This is a genomic window from uncultured Campylobacter sp. (assembly GCF_937997535.1).
Classification (GTDB): Bacteria; Campylobacterota; Campylobacteria; order Campylobacterales; family Campylobacteraceae; genus Campylobacter_B.
In genome coordinates, this window is record NZ_CALKTT010000006.1 from 1 (window position 1) to 16,782 (window position 16,782).

Annotated in this window: 17 protein-coding genes and 2 pseudogenes; 7 read left to right on the plus strand and 12 right to left on the minus strand. The window is 49.3% G+C overall.

Going from position 1 to position 16,782, the window contains the following annotated elements; all coding sequences use genetic code 11:
* Positions 1-306: 306 nt before the first annotated feature.
* The 7 genes and pseudogenes from recA to Q0117_RS01060 all read left to right on the plus strand — a co-directional run bounded on the left by recA (position 307) and on the right by Q0117_RS01060 (position 7,151).
* On the plus strand, positions 307-1,350 hold the full coding sequence (recA, locus tag Q0117_RS01030) for a recombinase RecA (RefSeq protein WP_297897512.1): 1,044 nt from the start codon (positions 307-309) through the stop codon (positions 1,348-1,350).
* On the plus strand, positions 1,350-2,600 hold the full coding sequence (gene eno / locus Q0117_RS01035) for a phosphopyruvate hydratase (RefSeq protein ID WP_297921407.1): 1,251 nt from the start codon (positions 1,350-1,352) through the stop codon (positions 2,598-2,600). The genes recA and eno overlap by 1 nt, the downstream gene beginning before the upstream one ends.
* 1 nt (position 2,601) lies before the next feature.
* Positions 2,602-3,429: a hypothetical protein gene (locus Q0117_RS01040; RefSeq protein WP_297921325.1), complete on the plus strand. Its 828-nt coding sequence runs from the start codon at positions 2,602-2,604 to the stop codon at positions 3,427-3,429.
* Positions 3,426-4,616: a hypothetical protein gene (locus Q0117_RS01045; RefSeq protein WP_297921328.1), complete on the plus strand. Its 1,191-nt coding sequence runs from the start codon at positions 3,426-3,428 to the stop codon at positions 4,614-4,616. The genes Q0117_RS01040 and Q0117_RS01045 overlap by 4 nt, the downstream gene beginning before the upstream one ends.
* 9 nt (positions 4,617-4,625) lie before the next feature.
* Positions 4,626-5,255, plus strand: a pseudogene (locus Q0117_RS01050) (NAD(P)H-dependent oxidoreductase).
* 327 nt (positions 5,256-5,582) lie between these two features.
* Complete coding sequence (locus Q0117_RS01055) at positions 5,583-6,671, plus strand: methyltransferase (protein WP_297921331.1); 1,089 nt, start codon at positions 5,583-5,585, stop codon at positions 6,669-6,671.
* A 99-nt stretch (positions 6,672-6,770) separates the two neighbouring features.
* A complete protein-coding gene (locus tag Q0117_RS01060; protein ID WP_297921334.1) occupies positions 6,771-7,151 on the plus strand; it encodes a hypothetical protein in 381 nt (126 codons plus the stop codon).
* A 703-nt stretch (positions 7,152-7,854) separates the two neighbouring features.
* On the opposite strand, the gene Q0117_RS01065 is transcribed toward Q0117_RS01060, so the two are convergent.
* The 12 genes and pseudogenes from Q0117_RS01065 to Q0117_RS01120 all read right to left on the minus strand — a co-directional run bounded on the left by Q0117_RS01065 (position 7,855) and on the right by Q0117_RS01120 (position 16,742).
* Positions 7,855-8,118 carry a hypothetical protein gene (locus Q0117_RS01065; protein ID WP_297921336.1) on the minus strand — a complete coding sequence of 88 codons (264 nt, stop codon included), beginning with the start codon at positions 8,116-8,118 and terminating at the stop codon, positions 7,855-7,857.
* A gap of 203 nt (positions 8,119-8,321) precedes the next feature.
* On the minus strand, positions 8,322-8,465 hold the full coding sequence (locus Q0117_RS01070) for a hypothetical protein (RefSeq protein ID WP_297921339.1): 144 nt from the start codon (positions 8,463-8,465) through the stop codon (positions 8,322-8,324).
* A 170-nt stretch (positions 8,466-8,635) separates the two neighbouring features.
* Entirely contained in the window at positions 8,636-9,250 is a 615-nt protein-coding gene (locus Q0117_RS01075) for a hypothetical protein (RefSeq protein ID WP_297921342.1), read from the minus strand.
* 30 nt (positions 9,251-9,280) lie between these two features.
* Complete coding sequence (locus Q0117_RS01080; protein WP_297921343.1) at positions 9,281-9,682, minus strand: hypothetical protein; 402 nt, start codon at positions 9,680-9,682, stop codon at positions 9,281-9,283.
* A 23-nt stretch (positions 9,683-9,705) separates the two neighbouring features.
* The gene (locus Q0117_RS01085; protein WP_297921347.1) at positions 9,706-10,179 is read right to left on the minus strand and encodes a hypothetical protein; all 474 of its coding nucleotides are present in this window, start codon (positions 10,177-10,179) and stop codon (positions 9,706-9,708) included.
* A 136-nt stretch (positions 10,180-10,315) separates the two neighbouring features.
* The gene (locus tag Q0117_RS01090) at positions 10,316-10,516 is read right to left on the minus strand and encodes a hypothetical protein (protein ID WP_297921350.1); all 201 of its coding nucleotides are present in this window, start codon (positions 10,514-10,516) and stop codon (positions 10,316-10,318) included.
* Positions 10,517-10,565: 49 nt separating this feature from the next.
* A complete protein-coding gene (locus Q0117_RS01095; protein WP_297921353.1) occupies positions 10,566-11,255 on the minus strand; it encodes a hypothetical protein in 690 nt (229 codons plus the stop codon).
* Entirely contained in the window at positions 11,255-12,604 is a 1,350-nt protein-coding gene (locus Q0117_RS01100; protein WP_297921356.1) for a hypothetical protein, read from the minus strand. Before Q0117_RS01100 ends, Q0117_RS01095 begins: the two co-directional genes overlap by 1 nt.
* A gap of 127 nt (positions 12,605-12,731) precedes the next feature.
* Positions 12,732-13,847: a chorismate synthase gene (gene aroC / locus Q0117_RS01105; RefSeq protein WP_297921359.1), complete on the minus strand. Its 1,116-nt coding sequence runs from the start codon at positions 13,845-13,847 to the stop codon at positions 12,732-12,734.
* Between the two features lie 233 nt (positions 13,848-14,080).
* Positions 14,081-14,743, minus strand: a pseudogene (rnc, locus tag Q0117_RS01110) (ribonuclease III); the annotation flags it as partial.
* 573 nt (positions 14,744-15,316) lie between these two features.
* The gene (rnhA, locus tag Q0117_RS01115) at positions 15,317-15,739 is read right to left on the minus strand and encodes a ribonuclease HI (RefSeq protein WP_297903163.1); all 423 of its coding nucleotides are present in this window, start codon (positions 15,737-15,739) and stop codon (positions 15,317-15,319) included.
* Complete coding sequence (locus tag Q0117_RS01120) at positions 15,717-16,742, minus strand: tetratricopeptide repeat protein (RefSeq protein ID WP_297921362.1); 1,026 nt, start codon at positions 16,740-16,742, stop codon at positions 15,717-15,719. The genes rnhA and Q0117_RS01120 overlap by 23 nt, the downstream gene beginning before the upstream one ends.
* Between the last annotated feature and the right edge of the window lie 40 nt (positions 16,743-16,782).

A 16,782-nucleotide genomic window follows, 5' to 3' on the forward strand; every position in this document is an offset into this window, starting at 1 on the left:
CTTAAAAATCTTCAAATTTTATCCTTTTTGCTCCGCTTTAAATTTCGCGCGCGGCGTAATTTTTAAATGTTGCGAAATTATAGTGAAATTTTGCTACAGCCCTTATAAAAATGCGGAATTTCTAAAGAAAAACGTGAAAACAGGGCCTGTTTAAAAGGCTAAATTTAAAGCTTTGAGGCTCGTCCTGCAGAACTTTTTGCGCTCCTTAAAAATTTCAAATTCCGATGCCGCGCCGAATTTGAGCGAATAATCAAAAATTCATTTCAAATTTGGTAAAATCAAACGAATTTATTTTTAAGGAAAAACATGGACGAGGGAAAGAAAAAGACGCTGGATGCGGCGCTAAAATCGATCGACAAAGCTTTCGGCAAGGGCACGCTGGTGCGGCTGGGCGATAAGCAGGTCGAGCCGATAGACGCCATCTCTACGGGCTCTGTGGGGCTTGACATCGCGCTTGGCATCGGCGGCGTGCCGAAAGGGCGTATCATCGAGGTTTACGGGCCGGAGAGCTCGGGAAAAACGACGCTTACGCTTCATATCATCGCCGAGTGCCAAAAAGCGGGCGGAATTTGCGCATTCGTAGACGCCGAGCACGCGCTGGACGTCAAATACGCTTCAAATTTAGGCGTTGATACCGACAATCTCTACGTCAGCCAGCCGGATTTCGGCGAGCAGGCGCTTGACATCGTAGAAACCCTAGCAAAGAGCGGTGCGATCGATCTTATCGTCGTAGATAGCGTCGCCGCGCTCACGCCGAAAAACGAGATAGAGGGCGACATGGGCGATCAGCACGTGGGGCTTCAGGCGCGACTTATGAGCCAGGCGCTGCGTAAGCTCGCCGGCGTCGTGCATAAGATGAATACGACGGTGATCTTTATCAACCAAATCCGTATGAAGATCGGCGCGATGGGTTACGGCACGCCCGAGACGACGACTGGCGGCAATGCGCTTAAATTTTACGCTTCGGTGCGCATCGATATACGCAAGATTGCTACTTTGAAACAAAACGAAGAGAGTATCGGCAACCGCGCCAAAGTCAAAGTCGTGAAAAACAAGGTGGCGCCGCCGTTTAAGATCGCGGAATTTGACATAATGTTCGGCAAGGGCATTAGTAAGGTGGGCGAGTTGATCGATTACGGCGTCAAGCTCGATATCGTCGATAAAAGCGGCGCGTGGTTCAGCTACGGCGACACTAAGCTAGGTCAAGGGCGCGAAAACGCTAAAATTTATCTAGAGAATAACCCTGCTGTCGCCGAAGAGATCACGGCAAAGATCCGCGAGCAGATGGGTAGCGTAAATTTCAGTGCGGACGCGGACGATGAAGAAAATTTACAAAGCGGAGATGAATGATGATTTATATCGAAGATGTTTATGCGATAGAGGTGTTAGATAGCCGCGGCAACCCAACCGTAAAGGCAACCGTAGCTCTAAGCGACGGCACCGTAGCAAGCGCGGTAGTTCCAAGCGGCGCAAGCACGGGCAAACGTGAGGCGCTGGAGCTTCGCGATAAAGACGAGAGATACTGCGGCAAGGGCGTGTTAAAGGCGGTAGAAAACGTAAATTCGCAGATCGCAGAGGCCGTGATAGGGCTGGATGCATTTGGTCAAAAGGCGCTTGATGATGAGATGAGAGAGCTTGACGGCACCGACAACTACTCAAATTTAGGCGCGAACGCCGTACTTGGCGTATCTATGGCGGTAGCGCGCGCGGCGGCAAAGAGCCTTGACGTGCCTTTGTACCGCTACCTAGGCGGCGCGAACGCTAGCGTGCTTCCGGTGCCGATGTTTAATATCATCAACGGCGGCGCACACGCGAACAACAGCGTGGATTTTCAAGAATTTATGATTATGCCGTTTGGATTTGATAAATTTAGCGACGCATTGCGAGCGGCGAGCGAAATTTACCATACGCTAAAAGGCCTTCTAAACGCAGCCGGTCATAGCACGGCAGTGGGCGACGAGGGCGGATTTGCGCCAAATTTAAACGATAATGAAGAGCCGATCAAACTCATCATGCAGGCTATCGAAAAAGCAGGCTACAAAGCAGGCGAGCAGATCAAGCTAGCCCTTGACGTCGCGGCTAGCGAGCTGTACGAAAACGGCAAATATAAACTAGAAGGCAAGGAATTTAGCAGCGAAGAGCTGATAGAGCGATACACACAGCTTTGCGAGAAGTATCCGATATTTTCGATCGAAGACGGCCTAAGCGAGGACGACTGGGCAGGCTGGGCGAAGCTAACGAGCAAGCTTGGCTCTAAAGTGCAGCTCGTGGGCGACGATCTTTTCGTGACGAACGAGAAAATTTTACGCGAAGGCATCGCCAAAGGCGTAGCTAACGCGATTTTGATCAAACCAAATCAAATCGGCACCGTCAGCCAAACTATGCAGACGATCCGCCTAGCGCAGCGCAAAGGCTACCGCTGCGTGATGAGCCACAGAAGCGGCGAGAGCGAGGATAGCTTTATCGCGGACTTCGCCGTCGCGATGAATACTGGCCAAATCAAAACGGGCGCGACCTCAAGAAGCGAACGCAACGCAAAATACAACCGACTGCTTGAGATCGAGCGCGAGACGGACGAGTTTTTGGGAAATAAAATTTAAAATGTTTTTTAAAAAAAAGTCCAAGCGGGGCTTAAAAGGCGGCGCGCAGCGCCCCTATACGGACGGAGCGGATTATACGGACACGCAAGGCAGATATTCAGATGCAGACCTTGACGAGGACGATTTTTTTGACGATGATGAATTTTATAGCGATGAAAATTTTGGCGGAGGCTTTAGCGAGGTAGGGGCTGGCTTCCAGAAAAATCGCAACGGAGCTTCGCGCGGTATATACGAAACAGGCTCTGCCTCTGATGCCACAAGCAGCAGCTCTAATTTAAGCGGTAAAAGCTCCGCTGCAAGCGGAAACTACGAAGGCAATATGCAAGCAGACGCGAGCTTTTACAGCGCGGAATTTATTGGGGTCGGCGATTTAAAGAATGCAGAGTTATACGCGAAAGAAAACTGCTTTCCAAACGACGCGGGTTTTGCGGCTCAGAGCGTAGAGCACGGCTTTAATGGCACGGGCTTTGCGGCACAAGACATAAATCCTACTGCGCAAGGATTTTCTTTTATGCCGCAGAACGCAGATCCTGCCGCTAAAAAAGCTTCAAAGAAGCGTAAAAATTTAAAAGAACGGCTGAATTTTATCAATCCGTTTTCGCCGCTTAAGCAGATTTTTGCAGCTCTTGCACTGATCGTCTGCGTCGTTTTTGCGGGCATCTTCGTAGGCGACGTGCTGTTTGGCAAACGATCGTTTGAAGTGCTGCGCCAGCTGCAAAAAGAAAAGGCGTTTTTATTCACCGACGTCGAGCGGCTAAAAGAGGAAAACGCCGAACTGCAAAAGCTTTATTTAGAGCGTCGCTCGCTCGATCCGGACCTTAAAAAATGAGAAAAATTTCTTTACTAATTTTAGGTCTTTGCGCTTTTTTAAACGCTGAGAATTTAAATGGCGCAAATTCAAACGCTACGAAACCTAGCATCGCCGCGGTAAAAGAGCAAAATTCTACCGATTTGGCGATTAAAGAGCCAAAAACAGGTGCGCAAAGCCCAAACGCTAAAAAGCAAGCTGTAATGAGACCTGAAACATCTAAAAGTCCTATCGCAGCAATGCAAAAAAGCGCCGCAGAAGCAAATTCCAGCGTCAAAACAAGCGTCGCCAAAAAAGCCGTGAGCGCACAGCTCTCGCAGACCGAAAAAAAAGCTCCTGCGCCCAAAGCGGGCATCGGTGCTCCTTCGCAGGTTATAAAAACGGAGCTGAACTCTTCTGCGCAGCCTTCAGTTGCGATGCTTCCGCCTCCTGATGAGTTACCGATCGTGCCGGAAGTAAGCGAGCCAAATTCTACGATAGTGCAAAATTTCAAGGCGGCACAGAATTCTACAGCTCAAAATTCTACGGTGCAAAACTCCACTATGCAACAAGACGCGCAATCTGCTCCGCAAAATTCCAATCCGGCGCAAAGCTCCGCCGCCGCGTCGCAAAATACTCCTGCGCCTAAAAATTTTACGCAGCAAACCTTTGCGCTTCCCTCCGACGCCCTTACGATCGAAAGCCTGATCGTGCGATATAGGGACGACGACGGGGCTCTGCATGAAAAGATCGTTGATATCAATCGCTCGATTGATTGGCACGATGACTTCGTGCTAAGCGCTAGCGCCAAACCCGCGCTACATAGGGCACTGGACGTCTCGGTTACTTCGACTGATCCAAATTTACAAAAGCAGGCCTCGCAAAGTGGCATCACGCCTAGCTTCGCGCCGCGCCTGGAGCTACCGCTAGAGACACTTAAATTTGACGACGGATTAAAATTTGTCATCCGCAAAGACAGCGTGCAGCTCATCACCGCAGACGATTTCAAAAGCTCTGACGCAAATGTTTCTGGCACGCTTGAAGCGGAGTTTTGGCGCCAAGAGATCCCGCTTAGCGGTGCGAGCTTTGCTGTAAATATCGGCGGCTTTAGCGACATTAATGTCACTAAAGAGGACGGCTACTACCGCATCGGCGTGCGCTCGCGCGAGGGCAACCTCAGCATCAGGCGCAAAGATGGCGGGTATTTGATCTACAAAAATTCTAATTAAGGAGAGACTATGACACATTTAGAGATTATGAAATTTCGCCATGCGTGCAAAATTTTTGACGAGAACAAAAAAATCGGCAAAGCCGATTTTGACGCCATTTTGTAGGCAGGAATCTTAGCACCTAGTTCTACGGGGCTAGAGCAATGGGACTTTTTGGTTGTACAAAACAAGGCGCTGCGCGAGCAGATCCGCGAAAAATCGTGGAATCAGCCGCAGATCACCTCTTGCTCACATCTGGTTGTGATTTTAGCAAAGATCAAGGACATAAAGCTAGGAAGTGATTATATCGAGCGAATGATTACGCGTAAAAAAGATGAAGCGCCCAAATATATCGGCGACAGGCATAAATTTTATCAAGATTTTTTAAGCGGTTATTTTCACAACGACGATGAGGAGCTATTTAATTGGTCGCACGCGCAGTGCATGTTCGCAGCACTTGCGATGATGAACGAGGCCGCAAGTCGCGGCATCGACAGCTGCCCGATGGAGGGCTTTGATCGCGCAGCGCTAAATGAAATTTTAGGCATCGATTGGAATGAGCGCCGCGTGGCGCTACTCGTGCCTTTCGGCTACCGCGTAAATCCGCAGCCGCAAAAGATCCGCCGCAGCATGGATGACGTGGTAAAGTGGATCGAATAAGCTAGCAAGCGCTTTTGAATCGCTAAGCTTGAGGCGCAGTAAATTCCAAACCGAGTGCGAAAGCGCGGTACGCGCATTTTTAGGAATTTACCGCGCTTTAGCCTTTTTCTCGCCCGCAAATCTTGTGCGGCGAGATTTAAAATTTTTTAGTATCTCAAAATAAAATCTATCTCAATAAACATACAGCTGCAAAACGACTTAAATTTTAAGACGGGATTTTAAAATTTCATCGCAAAATTCTAAGATACGCGCAAATTCTTAGCGGGCGCAAGAAAAGTTAGAATTTTTTGCTAAAATTTTGCGAAATTTACATAAGCAGGATCAAAAATGAAACTTCCCAAACAGCTTTTAGACCGCTACGGCGCCGAGCGTCAAAGCGCGGGCGAGGCGCAACGGACGGCGAATGAGATCGCCTTTGCGCCGGTGGTTTTTCAAGTCTCGCGGCTGATGAAAAAATTTGGAATTTTAAGTGCGCTTAATGAGGCGCGGGACGGACTAAGTATAGAAGAGATCGCGAAGAAGCTCTCGCTTATTGAATACGCCGTAAAGCTGCTTTTGGAAAGTTCGCTTAGCATCGGTACGGTGCTACTTAGCGGCGAGAAATTTAGGCTCAGCAAGGCGGGATATTTTCTGCTTACCGACGAGCTCGTCGGCGTGGATATGGATTTCATCCACGACGTGTGTTACGAGGGGCTCTTTAGGCTCGAAGAGACACTAAAATCGGGCAAACCCGAGGGGCTAAAGGTCTTTGGGCAGTGGGCTACGATCTACGAGGCGCTTTCGCATCTGCCGCCGCATGTGCGCAAAAGCTGGCTCGCGTTTGATCATTTTTATTCAGATTTGGCGTTTGAGCCCGCGCTAGAGATTATTTTCTCGCGCAAGACGGATAAAATTTTAGACGTAGGCGGCAATACCGGGCGCTTTGCTAAGCGGTGCGTAGGCTACGATGAAAATGTGCGCGTCACGATAATGGATCTTGCGGGGCAGATCGCGCTGATGAAAGACGCCGTCGCAGGCGCGCAGGGCGCTGAGCGCATAGAGGGGCTTGCGGCCGATTTGCTGGATGTTGCTACGCGCTTTCCGCGCGGCTTTGACGCGATCTGGCTCAGTCAGTTTCTGGACTGCTTCGCAGAGGAGCAGATCGTAAGCATCCTCTCGCGTGCGGCGGAGTCGATGAGCGCGGAGACTCGGCTTTATATTTTGGAGCCGTTTTGGGACAGGCAGCGCTACGAAACCGCCGCGTATAGCATGACGCAGATCAGCGTGTATTTTGCCGCTATGGCAAACGGCAATAGCAAAATTTATCACTCGGACGATATGATTAAATTTGCTCAGCGCGCAGGGCTTAAAATTTCGCAAATTCACGACGGACTCGGCGTCGGACACACGCTGCTGTGCTGCGAAAGGGCGCACTGATGGACGCGCAAAGCTTAAGCGCGCGGCTAAATAAGCCGATTAAAATTTTGCTAGTGCTTTTTGGAATCGGAATTTTGGCAAATGTGGCGATGGAATTTTATGTGGAGAAAAAAACGCGGCGAGCTAGAGCGAAATTTCTGCGAAAGCAAGCAGGTGCGAGATGCCCTAGCGCGGATAAACGAGGGCGCGCCGCGCAGGATCGACGATGCTACGACTTTAAAAGGCGCCGCATGCGAAGAGGGTAGCTTCATATACGATTACGCGCTAAATAGTTCGTCGAATTTAGACCTTAGCGCACTGGATGCGGGCGATGCGGAAATTTTAAAAGAGATGCTGTTTGCTAAGGCGAAGGTCAGCTTTTGCAGCGCGGAATTTTCGCAGCACCTGCGGGAGCTAGGCAAAACGATGGTGTTAAATTACGAAATAGAGGGCTTGCCGCCGATACAGCTAAAGCTTGATAAAAATAGCTGCGAACGGTGAATTTTAAAACCCAAGCGAGGTATTTGATTAGTCGCGTTTTATGTGACGGTACATTGGCGGCTGGCACCCCTGTAAGCTCGCAAGCAAGCTCATGGTTTGACGCAGAATTTTATGTGAGCAGATCGCGGATAAAATTTAGCAAGATTTCATCGCAGCAGGTGCAGTATCGCAATAAATCCTAAAATTCTGACTCAAAATCTACGATGCTGTTTCAAATAAAATTCCGTAACTTATAGAATTTCGCGCGAAAGCTTTATGCGGTGTTTGCGCTGCTGCACAGATATAATTCCGCGTGAAATAGTAAAATTTTAATGAAAAACGCCACTGGCAGAACCTAACGCATTAGATCGCGGCTCAAAAAGGACTCGGCGCGTTTAGCGCTTTGTGACGGCGAAATACACGCTGATCTGCGTCATACTATACGCGGCGGCGCTGTAAAAGCTAAGCAGAGATTTTTAGCATGTTGCTTTTGCGCAGGCGAAATCAAAAGCAGAGCGGATAAATTTTAAGCGAATTCGGCGCGGGCAAGCAGACAAAGGCTCACGCCGCGCTAAATTTTAAATCTCGCGCAAGCGCTACTTGCAGTCGCTAGGCTTAAATTCTACCCTTATAAATTCTTCGCCACTTTTTATCTTATAGCTCCATATCGCGCTGTTTATTAGCGGATGCATTACCTTCATCTGATTGAAAAAATTTGCTTATTTTAGCTATCTATGACATTTTGTATCACGGTTTTTTGATCATTTCCGACACTGTCAAATTTCATCCCCATGCCGTCATTTAGCTCGTAGTTGTAGATGAAGCTGCCATCCTTGCACTCAGCACCCGTTAATGTGGTAATCTCGTCGACTCGCATCGGCGCACTCTTATTGATACCTTCCACGGCCGCTTTGAGCTGGACATTATCGCAGCTTGGTGCCGCAAAAAGCGCCGCGAAAGCAAACGGAAGCAATAAAAACTTTTTCATAATTCTCTCCTTAAAAAATTTAGTAATGATATAAAAATTAATATTAATCGGTGCTTTAAATTTAGGGCGAATTTTTTGGTGCCACGAGCATATAATTTGATCCAAGCGTAGCAGCGAACGCGAAAAGTTTATTTGCGGAGCTTAGCCCTAAAAAATGGAATTAGGCAGTATGCCAAGGTGCGGAATTTATCGGCTCGCCGCACTTAAATATAAACTGCTGAGTTAAATTTCATAGTGCATTTTACGGAATTTACCCAGCTTGCGGGATTAAATTTGATGCCTAGAGCGCTGGCAAACTCGGTATCAAAAGGATTTAATGTCGCAGGCGGGATAAATCTTACAAGCAAGCGCGCATTTGAGTATTTTAAAGCTATGCTAATTATATCAATAAACAAAATTTAGGCGCAACGATCCGCAAGCGCGTGTCGCAAGATCGCCACGACAAATTTTGCCACAAGACGGCAGGCAAAAATAATTGACCAGATGCCGCTTACCACGCACAAAGGCGCGAGCACGATTAGTTATCGTTGATTACGTCCAAAATCTCTCTAGCGTGCACGGCGTAATCATTCGCCATCGATTTTTGAAAGATCCCGCCGATCTGCGCGTATGAGCCCTGACCGCCGCCGAAGAATTCCTCCTCGCCGAAGTTGCGCTCGTTTACGGCGATATTTTGGTTGTAGATCGGCTTTCCGTTTTTAAACATTTTTAGACGTAGATTGTAGCGCACGTAGGGCTTTGCCGAAACGTCGATGCCGTCGGAGCTGTAAAAGCCAAAGCCGAATGAGCTAAGCTCAGGCGCGATAACAAGCCCTTTACCTTGCAGCGCTTTTTCGTCGTCGGTAACGCTTACGCGCCTTAGGTAGGTGCCGAAGAAGCGCTTTGCCTCGCCTGCGACGAACTCGCCGACATCGATTTTAAGCTCATCGTCTCTGCCTAACTTCGAGCTTGCGACGTAGCTTTTTGTCCCCATTAGCTCGCTAGGGATGTAAATGAGCGCACTTTGCATGGCGTTGGTCGCACTTATAGTGTCGTCAAACGGCGCCACATCGGCGTTTTGATTAAACTGCGCTTCGTATGCGCAACCGCTAAAAAGCGCGCAAACTATTGCGGCTAGAAAGAAATTTTTCATTTTTTGCTCCATGTAAAAATTTTCGTAATTCTACCCCGCGGGTCTAAATTTTACGCTGAAACGGGCGGAATCGCTCTTTAATCCAAAGCTAAAAAACCGCCTAAGCTTACGTTTAAACGTGTCTTTTGGAATTTGCGTATCGCCGAAATCATCGCTCCAAATTTCATTTTTATCGGTAAACAGGCCTTTATTTTGCGCCTGCGGCATAAAGACCACTTTATCTGTAATTTGGACGCCTTTTTGCTTAAAATACTCTAGTATCTCATCCAGATCTCGCCTAGAATATATATTTATAAGGAAGTAATTCCTATTTTTGAACCTTAACACGATATTTTTGCGGATTAAACCCAAAGGCTCGCCCGCTCTTATCAGCATATAAATTTTAAACGGCAAGATGAATAATATGAAATTTATCGTATGATATAAAAACAATACAGCCTTTCCTATGTGTACCCCTATGGACGACTTTTTATACAGCTCGTATGGCGAAAATAGTGAAATCTTCCGTAGCTATTGTATAACTCAGATATAATGCAAAAGCTTATTTTATCGACATCGCAGGCATTGCAAATTTTTATTATTTCCTCTTTCTTGACAAAATAAAAATCATTTAGCGCCTGATTTAGTGATCCGGGCTTATCGTCGAAAGCATTTATATAGCTGATTTTATTATTTTCCAATAAAAAATACGCGGGACCGCCCTTTCTTTTAATAGGCCAAAGTAGCGTAGCCGGCAACAATAAAAAGACCACTACGATAAACATAACTAAATCGGCACTAAAATGCGTGTAAAATTCTAAGTTTAACGGAGTAACTTCTAAATTGAATATTTTATATAAGCAACCGAGTGAAAGAAAAAGAACGATATTGTTTTGAAAGTAAACCGCTCTGTCTATGATTTTGATCGGCTCTTTGTCGTAATCCCTCATAAAATTCCTTTTCGGTATGATTTTCGTATTTTATCGTCGTCTAGCTTTCGACGCGTTTAAAGATGCGGGGTATTTGCGGAGGCGCTTGCGGCGAGGCGAGTTGCGACGAGCCGTGGTTATCTCAGTCAAGCAGACACTAGCAACTCATCTGAAGCTGCTTAGAGGATTGCTTCGGGTGCCGAGCGATCTCATCTGCGACTGCTTCGAGGACTACTTCGAGTACCGAGAGATCCCATCTACGATTGCTGTGAGTAGAATTTTGCTCGAAATCCAGCCCAATCTCGCCGCGAAATACTCGCGCAGCATCCGCCTTTGTGCTTCGTTTACGTTTAGCCATAGCCAGATTACCCCGCGGGTCTAAATTTTACGCTGAAAACCGAAAAATTTCACGTCTTAATGTCGTAGCTGAAATTTTTCAAAAAATATATACGTAAAGCTTCGCGCTCGGCGCGGCTAGGACGGATGCAAAAAAATACCGCCGCGCCCGTATCGTCCCTCCCGCGCAGTAGCAGGCAGTCGCGCAGTCGAAGCCCTGCTCGCCCGTCTAGCCTTCGCGCGACGACGAGCTTTGAAGCGATCAAAATCGCAAAAATGCCCGCCGCTGCATAGATTGCAGCCTCGACGAAGCCGAATTTGATCGTCAAAAACACGCCCGCGACGTATGCGAAAAGAAGCAAGAATTTTAAAATTTCTTGCAGTTTCAAAAACCGCTCGTAGCTTATAAGCGGCACGCGAAACGTCCGCACAAAGCCAAACGACGGCTCTATCAGATCAACGCATCCAAGCATAAGATCGTATTTGTCTAGCCCTCTGCGAAAGGATATTTTAAGCTCGTCAAATTCCACGCGCGTCGCCTCTTTGCTACCGCTCCGCAGATAAAGCAGCGCCAAAAACACAAAAACGATCGTCAGACTAGGTTTGGCTTGCTGCGAGCGTAGCGGGCTATCCGTGTAAAACAGCTCCCCCGATCCGCCGATATCCAAAGAGATAAAAATGCAAAAAAACGCAAGGATAGAGGCGGAGAAAATTCTATAAAACGTATCATCGCAGATGAGGCTGAATTCGGGCTTTTGCATTAGTTTTTGTATAGCGGCGCGTCGGTGATTTTAAATCTAAATTTATTGCCCGCGCCGATAAATTTCACGAAGCTCGCTACGTCAAATCCCTGCTGCGGCGCCGTTAGCGACGGCCTAGCAAGGATCTCGAAGCTAAGGCCTGCGTAGTTGAAAAACTTGCCGCAGCGCCGAAAGCCGTGCCTACCGTAGAATTCTATGCGGCGCAGGCGCTGCGCGAGATTGGGCGCGTCCTCGTGCGGAGGCTCGACGTCAAGGACGATTTGCGCGCTCGGATTTTGCGTGACGATGAGCGCGAGCAGCCTTGAGCCGATCCCCAGTCCGCGAAATTTCGCATCGATGCCGAGGTAGGCCACGTAAAAAATCCCGCTCTCCCCACCGCTTGAAATTTCGCTCTCATCGTAGCGCAAAATTTCGCTTTCTGCGGCGATCGATGAAATTTTGCTCTCCGCGGCGCTTGATGAAATTTCATCTCTTCTGGCGCTTGATAAAATTTTGCCGCCCGCACCGCAAATCAAACGGTCCGCGTCGATCGGAATTTTGCTATCTGCGCTCGCATTTAAAATTTTATCGCCGCTAAAAGGCTGCGCTTTTTGGCTCGGGTTTTTGCCGCTAGCAACGCTAAAAAATTTTGCCTCTGAAAATTCCGCTTTATCGCTTGGGATTTCATCCTCTGTGCCTTCAAATTCCGCGCCGCTATGGGCTTTGGATCTTAAAATTTTATCCGCATTTAGGCGAGACGGCGGCTGTTTGTGGTGCAAAACCGCGCGCTTGTAGGTTTGCACGGTCCTATAGACGCAAAACCCAACGAGCTCCTCGCCGCTTAAATTTTGCGCCGCCGCATTGGAATTTTCGCCTGTCGCCGCGCCGGGATTTTTACTTTCCAAGCTGTATTTTTCACGCGTCGCATTAGATTTTTTATCCGCTGCGTCGCGATTTTTACTTTCTGAGCTGGATTTTTTACTCGTCGTATTATATTTTTTGTCAGCCGCGCCGCGATTTTCGGAACTCAAAGAGGTTAATTCTGCCGCGCCGCAGTCGCTCGCATCGGAATTTTTACTCGCAGCATCGCGATCTTGGCTAGCTTCGCCGCGATCCCGCTTTGCCGCGCAAAAATCCTGCTTCGGCGCGCATAAATTTTCACTCGCCGCCGCACGATTTTTACCCGTAGCGCCGCCAGCGACTAGGGCGCTAAAATCCTCGAAAATCGCCGCGATTTCAAGCTGTTCTTTGCGCGACATTTTTAAGAAATTTTTTATGCTGATACGCTCGATTTCGGGGAATGCCGCGACGTTGATCGCCTCTATGCGCGCGATCAATGCCGAGCCCTCGCCGATACGCTCAAGTCTCATTTGCCCTCCTTGTCGCGATAGGCCTACCGCGTAAATTTAAAATTTGCCCGCCTCGCTCGCGAGAATTTCATCGCTCGCTCCTAAAATTTCATGAAATTTCGCAAAATTTAAAGGCGCCCCTCTAAATTTAATCCTCGCCGTAAATTCGCTTTAAATTCCCTAGCGTCGCGCTCGCGTTTAGCAGCAGCGCATCGGCGATCGCCAGCCGTGCCATCGCGGTGGCTACGACGCTGCCGCGCACGGCGATACACGGATCGTGCCGCCCGCGCAGCTCGCAGATCGCGTCTGCGCCGCGCACGTCCACGCTGCGCTGCGCCATAAAAATGCTCGGAGTAGGCTTAAAATGCGTCGCAATCTCGATAGGCGCGCCGCTACTTATGCCGCCTAAGATTCCGCCTGCATTGTTGCTTGCGAAATTTGCGCCGATCTTGCCGCCGTTGGTGCGGATCGCATCCTTGCTAGCGCGCATAAAATCGTTATTTTCGCTACCTTTTAGCGTGCTTGCCTTCACTCCTGCGCCGATCTGCACGGCCTTTACGCCGTTTATGCCCATCATCGCGCCCGCAAGCGCCGCATCCAGCTTGCCGTACAGCGGCTCGCCGAGCCCCGCAGGCACGCCCGTAACGCGCGTCAGCACGCAGCCGCCAATACTATCGCCCGCATTTTTGACGCTTAGAATTAACTCCTTTTGCGCGCTCTCCGCAGCGGGATCGAGTGCGAAAATTTCGCTGTTTTGCGCAAAGTCGAAGTCCAAATTTTCCGCGTAAATTTCGCCCACGCCGTAAATCCCGCTTTTTACGGAAATTTTAAAGTGATTTAGCAGGATTTGCGCGAACGCCCCCGCAGCCACGCGTACGGCGGTTTCGCGCGCACTTGTCCGCCCGCCGCCTCGGTAATCGCGCAGTCCGTATTTGGCAAAATATGTAAAATCGGCGTGTGCGGGGCGGAAAATATCCTTTAGATTTTCGTAGTCCTTTGAGTGCTGATTTGCGTTGCGGATGATAAATCCGATCGGCGCGCCGGTGCTGCGACCGTCAAAAATTCCGCTTAAAATTTCGATCTCGTCGGCTTCTTTGCGCGGCGTAGCGTATTTGCCGCCTGGTTTGCGGCGGTCAAGCTCGCTTTGGATATTTGAAGGCTCGATCGCCACGCCCGCCGGAAAGCCGTCCAAAACGCCGCCGATCGCCGCGCCGTGGCTCTCGCCGAAGGTGCTAAGGCGCAATCTCTCGCCGAAAGTATTCATAGCGCGCCTCCTTGTCTATCCGTATCACGCCCGTTTCGCTCATTGCTTTTTTTAGCGCTCGGCGTGCCGCCTGATGCGCCGGCGCGGTCGCTCTTTTTGCAGCCATGCGCCCGTCCGCTGCCGCCTCGTGAGCCTTTTTTGCCGTCCTGAGCGCAGTTCGCGCCGCTTTGTACGTCACTGGCGCATGCCGTTTGCTCACTATTTTTCGCGCTAGTGCCGTGTGAGGCGCCGTTTTGTAAAAGCTCGATCGCAATTTGCGCGCATTTTTGCTCTGCTTCTTTTTTGCTGGCTCCCACGGCGGAGGAGAGCCGCTTGCCGCCAACAAGCGCCGCCATTTCGAAGCTTTTTTTATGATCTGGGCCGCTCGAGCCTAAAAGAACATATTCGGGCGTGACGCCGAATTTTGCCTGCGTGAGTTCTTGCAGCGCGGTTTTGTAGTCTCGCACGAGCTCGTTAAAGCTGATGCGCGGATAGAGGATTTCTAAGATTGCGGTCGCGATGCGGGCGGTGTTTTGCAGCCCGCTCTCAAGATAGACGGCGCCCATTATCGCCTCAAAGGCGTCCGAAAGCAGCGAGGGTTTCTCGCGTCCGCCATTGCGCTCCTCGGACAGCGACATATTCAGGTTCTCGCCGATGCCCAAAAATTTTGCAAATTTAGAAAAGCTGCTTTCGTTCACGAGCGCGGCGCGCAGCTTGCTCAGATCGCCCTCATCGCTGCTAAATTTTTTGAAAAGATACTCGCCCACGATCAGATCCATCACCGCATCGCCTAAAAATTCCAGCCTCTCGTTGTTGTGCCCGTTTTTGGCGCTTTTGTGCGTAAGAGCGATCTTGAGGTGGGTTAAATTTTGAAATTTATAGCCCAGTTTTTCTTGTAATTTTTCTAAATTTTGCATTATCAACCTTTTTATAAAATTCTACGAAATCCGCGGCAGCCCGCACGCAAACGGCATCCGGTGCGAACAAAACCTGCGCAAACGAAACGAACGCGAGTAGAACCTGCGCTAAATTTACACTAATGCGGCGGATAAAACGCATTAGCAACGATCTGCGGCGAATAAAATTTAAACGTAGCCCGCCAATTCTAACACAAACCGCACCAAAGCTAGCTTACCGCAAACGAAATCCTCGCCAAAAACACACTCGCCGCGAATACAGTCGCGCCAAAGCCTGCTCACTGCTAACGAAATTTCCGCCAAAGTTCGCCCACCCAATCCACGCACAAATAAGTGCGAGCTTGCGCGAGCAAACGCGAACGAATAGAACGTATCAAAGCTAAACCGCGCCGAAGCCCACTTGCTGCACATACAATCCACGCCAAAAACACGCCTGCCCCCAAATACAAGAGCTCGATTGCGTGAACGAAAGCGTCAAAACCGGCTTCGGGCGATAAAATTTACGCCGAGGCGGCTCTGCGTGCAAAGTAAACGCGGGCAAATCCGCGCAACCACAAGCTTTGCCGCAGAATTTTAGCCCTTTATCGCTTCTGCTGCCGCGCGAGCCATAGCATCGCACTCCTCATTTTGCGGATGACCCGCATGCCCCTTGACCCAGGAGGCTTTGATCTCGTGAGGCGCTGCCGCCGCAAGGTATCTACGCCACAGATCCGCGTTTTTTTTGCCCTTAAAATCGGTAGCGACCCACTTTGCGAGCCAGGAATTTATCGCTTTAACGACATATTCGCTGTCGGTAAAAAGCTCGACGCGGCAGGGCTGCTTAAGCGCGCTAAGCCCCATTATAGCGGCTGTTAGCTCCATTTGATTATTGGTCGTCATCGCCTCTGCGCCGCTTGCCTTTTTTATCGCGTCGCCATATTGCAGTATGTAAGCCCAGCCGCCCGCTCCAGGGTTTCCGAGACAACTGCCGTCGCTAAAAAGTTTGACCGATTTCACCGGTTTTCTCCGAAATTTGCGCTCTGATCTCCATACTGCCTAGCTCGTAGCAGACCGGACAGCGGTGCGAGAAGAGCCCCACCGAGCTTTTGCACTTCGCGCAGGTGTAGCTAAAGCTAAGCCTCGCGTCCTCAAAGCCCGCGTCTTTCATAGCAATAAGCGCGTTGATCTCAAAAATTTTACTCGCGCTCTGCGGCTTTTGATCGCTTTTTCCGAGCGCGTAAAAAAGGGCGTTATACTCCGCATCCTGCGTGTTTACCGCCGCAGGGAAATCATAGATCAGATCGATCGCCTGCTCGATCGGCGGGAAGCGATCGAAACCCTCCATAGGCTCTTTGTTTTTGATAAAAAGCTCCATACAGAACCGCCCCGCGCATTTGAAGTTTAGCTTTGAAATTTTAGCGATCTTCTTATTAAACGGCGTATTGGCGTCGTTTGCGATGATTTGAGCGCGCTCGAACTGGCTTTGAGCATATACTTCGGCGTCCTGTTCGCGTAGCGCGTCAAGCGCCTCAAGCGCCTCATTAAAGCGCTTCAGCCGCTCATAAATCACCGTAAGATGCGTAAGAGCCTCTTTGTTTCTCGGGCGCAGCTTCAGCGCCTGCAAAAACACCTCTTCGGCGCGCCCCAAAAAGCCCGCTTTGAAATATACGATACCGAGATTGGTGAGGATAAACTCCCTCTGTACGCCGCCGCTAGCCTTACTTAGCGCGATTAGATAAATTTCTATCGCGCGCTCGAAGTCGCCGCTTTTGACGAAAGAGCTAGCTAAAATTCCAAGCGTCGGGATGTCTATTTGCGGGCTTGCTAAAAGCTGTCTGTGCTCCGAGTTAAGCGCGTCTAGGGTGTCAAATTTTTTGATGAAATTCTCTAAACTCTGCCTCTCGTTTTTTTTAGAAAAAACTCCCCAAATGTAGCTTAGAATCGACACTAGCAAGATTATGCTTATCAGCATGATAAGCCCGAAAATCGGGTCGCGATCGTCTAAGAAAAAATTATCCAAATCAAACCTCGTCGCAAAAATAAAGGGCAATTATAGCAAA